The organism is Brevundimonas sp. Root1423 (assembly GCF_001426805.1).
This window is the reverse complement of sequence record NZ_LMFL01000076.1, coordinates 1-4,551: the sequence shown is the minus strand read 5'-3', so window position 1 is coordinate 4,551 and position 4,551 is coordinate 1. Positions and strand designations below refer to the sequence as shown.

General features: G+C 65.7%; 5 protein-coding genes and 1 pseudogene. 2 read left to right on the top strand and 4 right to left on the bottom strand.

All coding sequences use genetic code 11. The annotated features are described in order from the left end of the window. A partial coding sequence (groEL, locus tag ASD25_RS27570) for a chaperonin GroEL (RefSeq protein ID WP_156389492.1) occupies positions 1–951 on the bottom strand: 951 nt, incomplete at its 3' end. 51 nt (positions 952–1,002) lie between these two features. Continuing rightward, positions 1,003–1,290, bottom strand: coding sequence for a co-chaperone GroES (groES, locus tag ASD25_RS27565; RefSeq protein WP_055826756.1), 288 nt, complete (start codon positions 1,288–1,290; stop codon positions 1,003–1,005). A gap of 254 nt (positions 1,291–1,544) precedes the next feature. Here groES and ASD25_RS27560 point away from each other — a divergent pair, with 254 nt between their 5' ends. Next, positions 1,545–1,982 carry a hypothetical protein gene (locus tag ASD25_RS27560; protein WP_055826754.1) on the top strand — a complete coding sequence of 146 codons (438 nt, stop codon included), beginning with the start codon at positions 1,545–1,547 and terminating at the stop codon, positions 1,980–1,982. A 78-nt stretch (positions 1,983–2,060) separates the two neighbouring features. Here the strand turns inward: ASD25_RS27560 and pgi are convergent, their stop codons facing one another. After that, on the bottom strand, positions 2,061–3,686 hold the full coding sequence (gene pgi, locus ASD25_RS27555) for a glucose-6-phosphate isomerase (RefSeq protein ID WP_082559985.1): 1,626 nt from the start codon (positions 3,684–3,686) through the stop codon (positions 2,061–2,063). A gap of 103 nt (positions 3,687–3,789) precedes the next feature. Between pgi and ASD25_RS27550 the strand changes: the two genes are divergently transcribed. Continuing rightward, the gene (locus ASD25_RS27550) at positions 3,790–4,266 is read left to right on the top strand and encodes a hypothetical protein (protein ID WP_055826751.1); all 477 of its coding nucleotides are present in this window, start codon (positions 3,790–3,792) and stop codon (positions 4,264–4,266) included. A 31-nt stretch (positions 4,267–4,297) separates the two neighbouring features. On the opposite strand, the pseudogene ASD25_RS27545 reads toward ASD25_RS27550, so the two are convergent. After that, a pseudogene (locus ASD25_RS27545) lies at positions 4,298–4,551 on the bottom strand (translational GTPase TypA); the annotation flags it as partial.

Here is a 4,551-nt window from a genome sequence, read left to right as displayed (position 1 = left end):
GGTGGTGTCGTCCTTGGTGATGGTGACCTTCTTGGCCTTGCCGAGCATGTCGAGGGTGACGTTCTCGAGCTTGATGCCGAGGTCTTCCGAGATGACCTGGCCGCCGGTCAGGACGGCGATGTCCTCCAGCATGGCCTTGCGGCGGTCGCCGAAGCCCGGGGCCTTGACGGCGGCGACGCGCAGGCCGCCGCGCAGCTTGTTGACCACCAGGGTGGCCAGGGCCTCGCCCTCGATGTCCTCGGCGATGATCAGCAGCGGGCGGCCCGACTGGACCACGGCTTCCAGGATCGGCAGCATCGACTGCAGCGAAGAGAGCTTCTTCTCGTGCAGCATGATGAGGGGTTCTTCAAGTTGAACCTCCATCTTGTCAGCATTCGTGATGAAGTAGGGGCTCAGGTAACCCCGATCAAATTGCATGCCTTCAACAACGTCAAGTTCAGTCTCGGCGGTTTTCGCCTCCTCAACTGTAATGACTCCTTCGTTGCCGACCTTTTCCATGGCCTTGGCGATCATGTCGCCGACTTCCTGGTCGCCGTTGGCCGAAATGGTGCCGACCTGGGCGATTTCGGAGTTGGCGCTGACCTTGCGGCTCGAGGCCTTGATGTCGGCCAGGACAACGGTCACGGCCTTGTCGATGCCGCGCTTCAGATCCATCGGGTTCATGGCCAGGACGGTGGCGGTGGTGGTGCCGTCACCCGCCTTGTCATTGGTCTTGGAGGCGACCTCGCGGATCATCTGGGCGCCCATGTTCTCGAAGGCGTCCTCCAGCTCGATCTCCTTGGCCACCGAGACGCCGTCCTTGGTCGAGCGCGGGGCGCCGAAGGACTTCTGGATCACGACATTGCGGCCCTTGGGCCCCAGGGTCACCTTGACCGCATTGGCCAGGACGTTGACGCCGCGCAGCATCTTTTCGCGCGCATCGGTGGAGAACATGACTTGTTTGGCGGCCATCTGGCAGCTCCTTAAAGAGTGTGTGGGAAACAGAAATTCAGACGCGGGTGCTTACGACAGCACGCCCAGCACGTCCGATTCCTTCATAATAATCAAATCGTTACCGTCGATCTTGACTTCCGTGCCCGACCATTTGCCGAACAGGATGCGGTCGCCGGCCTTCAGGTCCATGGGGACATGCTTGCCGTCTTCATCGCGGGCGCCGGGGCCGACGGAGACGACTTCGCCTTCCTGGGGCTTTTCCTTGGCCGAGTCAGGGATGATGATCCCGCCCTTGGTCTTGGATTCTTCTTCCACGCGCTTCACGAGCACGCGGTCGCCGAGCGGACGAAACGCCATCTGATTGTCTCCAACATCTTCGATTGAACCCCGGACGCGGCGCTTTTTGGCAGCCACGACGCCCGAGTGCTAACGCGAGCGGCAAGTAGGAGGGCGGGGCGTCCGCGTCAAGCGCAGCCGCCCTCGAATTCTGGCGGTCTCCTGACCTTCAGATGACTGGAGCCTGAACAACCCGCTCTGACGCGGTACAGGCTCGGACGGTTAGATTGCCCCTCATGCCGATCGATATCGGCGCCTCAGCAAGGAGCAATCCGATGCGCAATCTCATCAACCTGAAGACCGTCGGAGCAGGCGCAGCCGCCGCCCTGGCGATGGGCCTGGCGACGGCGAGCCCTGCCAGCGCCCAATCCTATGGCGATCCCCTGATCGACACCATCGTTCGAGGCGTTCTGGCCGCTTCCGGTCAGGACAGCCGATACGGCTATGGCCAGGGGACCTACCGCGGCCCGGACTGCCAATACTATCGCGACGGCCGCTGCTACCGGAACCTCGGCCATTGGGAACGGGAACACGGCATCAACAGCCGTGATCGTTCCTCCGCCTACGGGGATGGCTACGGCGCCTATGTTGAAGGCCGAACCTATTCGGGCCGGGGCTACTACCGGGACGGCCGCTTCTGGCGGAACCACGGGCAGTGGCGCAGCTATCAGAATCATCGCGATCGCGACTACCGCTACGATCGCCGCTGGTGATACCGGGTTTCGTTCGGCCGCGTGAGTAGGGTCGGACGAGGGCGAGGAAGGCGGGCGCTTCGGCGCCCGCCTTTTTCGTCAGACCATCAGTCGTTTCATCAACTCGGCCGTCGAGGGATCCAGGTCAGGCGACGGCTCGCCGTCGGCGACGTCCTTCAGGATGGCGCTGGCCAGCAGCTTGCCCAGTTCCACGCCCCATTGGTCGAAGCTGTTGATGTCCCAGATCACGCCCTCGACAAAGGTCTTGTGCTCATAGAGGGCCAGCAGGGCGCCGACCGCCTCGGGCGTCAGGGCGTCGAGCAGTATGGTGGTCGACGGGCGATCACCCGGGAAGGTCTTGTGCGGGGCCAGCCGGTCCGCCTCTTCGGCGCTCATCCCTGAAACGATCAGTTCCTCACGGACCTGCGCCTCGGTCTTGCCGACCATCAACGCCTGGGCCTGGGCCAGGGCGTTCGACCATAGCGGCGCATCGCCCTCGCGGGCGTCCACCGCCGCCCGGGACGTATGGCCGACCACGATGAATTCCGCCGGAACGACCTGCGGCCCCTGATGGATCTGCTGGAAGAAGGCGTGCTGGCCGTTGGTCCCCGGTTCGCCGAACACGACGGGGCCCGTCGCGGTGTCCACGGGCGAACCGTCGCGCTTCACGCGCTTGCCGTTCGACTCCATTTCCAGCTGCTGCAGGAAGGCCGGTAGCCGGCGCAGCCCATGGGCATAGGGGGCTACGGTGCGGGCATGGCGGTCAAGACCCTCGACATTGAAGATCTGCGCCAGCGCCAGCAGCACCGGGGCGTTCTTCTCCAGATCGGCCTCGCGGAAATGCTCGTCCATGGCTCGCGCGCCGTCCAGCACCCGCTCGAACACGTCCCAGCCCAGGGCCACCGCCACCGACAAACTGACCGCCGACCACAGTGAATACCGTCCGCCGACCCAGTCGCGGAAACCGAAGGTCCGGCCGCAGCCCCAGGCCTCGGCCTTCTCCGGCGCCGCCGTGACTCCGATCAGGTGCTTGACCATCCGCCGCGGCGACAGGCTCTCGGCCAGCCAGGCCTTGGCGAGGTCGGCGTTGGCCAATGTTTCCTGGGTGGTGAAGGTCTTGGACACCACCACCACCAGTGTGGTTTCGGGGTCCAGGCCGGACAGGGCCTCGCCCATGTCGCGCGGATCGATATTGGCCACGAAGCGCAGGTCGATGGTCGGCTCCAGCGGGCGCAGGGCGTCCCACAGCAGGCGCGGGCCCAGGTCCGAGCCGCCGATGCCGATATGAACGATCGCGTTGAAGGGTTGCTTGGATCCTCCGGCCTCGGCGCCGGTGCCGACATCGACGGCGAACTCGGCCATCGCCCGGCGCGTCTCATCGACCTCGGCGGAGACCGGCTCGCCCAGGGCGTGGAAATCGGCCACCGCGGGGGCGCGCAGGGCCGGGTGCAGCACGGCCCGCCCCTCGGTGTTGTTCACCGGTTCGCCGGCGAACAGGGCGTCGCGACGGCCTTCGACATCGCAGGTCCGGGCCAGATCCAGCGCGGCCTCGAACCCCTCGGCGCTCCACGACTGTTTCGACAGGTCCAGATACAGGCCCGCCGCCTCGACCCCCATGCGCTGCATGCGGCCGGGGTCTGTCGCGAACTGATGCACGATCCGTCCCCCGGCGTCCTTGCGCGCCACGGCGCGAAGCATGTTGAGAGCCTGGGAACGGGCGGTCATCGGCGGGACTCGCGGAGCAGCGGGGTAAACCCTCGTTTACGGGTGTGGCGTAAGCCGGTTCAACGCTGAATCCGTGATTCGGCCCATATTAAAGAGGTTCGCCATGTCCTGCGGCGTCGCCCTAACGGTTTCCCTGCTGCTCGCCGATCCCAATGTGGCGCTGGCCGCGGCCCAGCCGCCCGCGCCGGTTGCGGCCCCTGTTTCCGTAGCCGCCGAGCCCCTGTTCGCCGACATCGTGGCCCGTTCGGGCGCGCTCAAGGGCGTGGTCCAGGGCTGGATCGAGGCCGGCGTGATGGATCAGGCTGATTTCGTCGCCGGCCCGGCCTTCACCGGCTTCAAGGCCCAGGCCGAGGCGCTGGCGGCCAGCGACATGCAGGGTCACCTGATCCTCAAGGAGCGCGGCACCGACGGCGACCTGAAATGCATCCTGCGCGGCATCTCGGAAGACATGCCGAAGAAGATCGCGGCGGTCGAAGCCGCCGCCACGCCCGCCGAACGCCGGGTGGCGCTGGACGAGCTGGCCTATCTTCTGAACGACAACGTCGAGGTCATCACGGCCCCGCCGCAGCCCGAAGTCTGACGCGGCGGCGAGCGAGCGAAAGCCCCGCAGCCTACTCCTCGCGGACGCGTTTCTTGCGGAAGGAGGGGTTCAGCACGGCCTTGCGCAGGCGGATCGACTTGGGCGTGACCTCGACCAGTTCGTCCTCCTCGATATAGGCGATGGCCTGTTCCAGCGAGGGACGGCGCGGCGGGGTCAGGCGCACGGCCTCATCCTTGCCGGCGGCGCGGATGTTGTTCAGCTGCTTGGCCTTCATCGGATTGACGTCGAGGTCGTCCCAGCGGGCGTTCTCGCCGATGATATGAT

Bases quoted from the DNA above. Each gene is read 5' to 3' on its own strand.
- groES (WP_055826756.1), bottom strand. From the start codon at position 1,290: ATGGCGTTTCGTCCGCTCGGCGACCGCGTGCTCGTGAAGCGCGTGGAA.
- pgi (WP_082559985.1), bottom strand. From the start codon at position 3,686: ATGACCGCCCGTTCCCAGGCTCTCAACATGCTTCGCGCCGTGGCGCGC.
- ASD25_RS27550 (WP_055826751.1), top strand. From the start codon at position 3,790: ATGTCCTGCGGCGTCGCCCTAACGGTTTCCCTGCTGCTCGCCGATCCC.
- ASD25_RS27560 (WP_055826754.1), top strand. From the start codon at position 1,545: ATGCGCAATCTCATCAACCTGAAGACCGTCGGAGCAGGCGCAGCCGCC.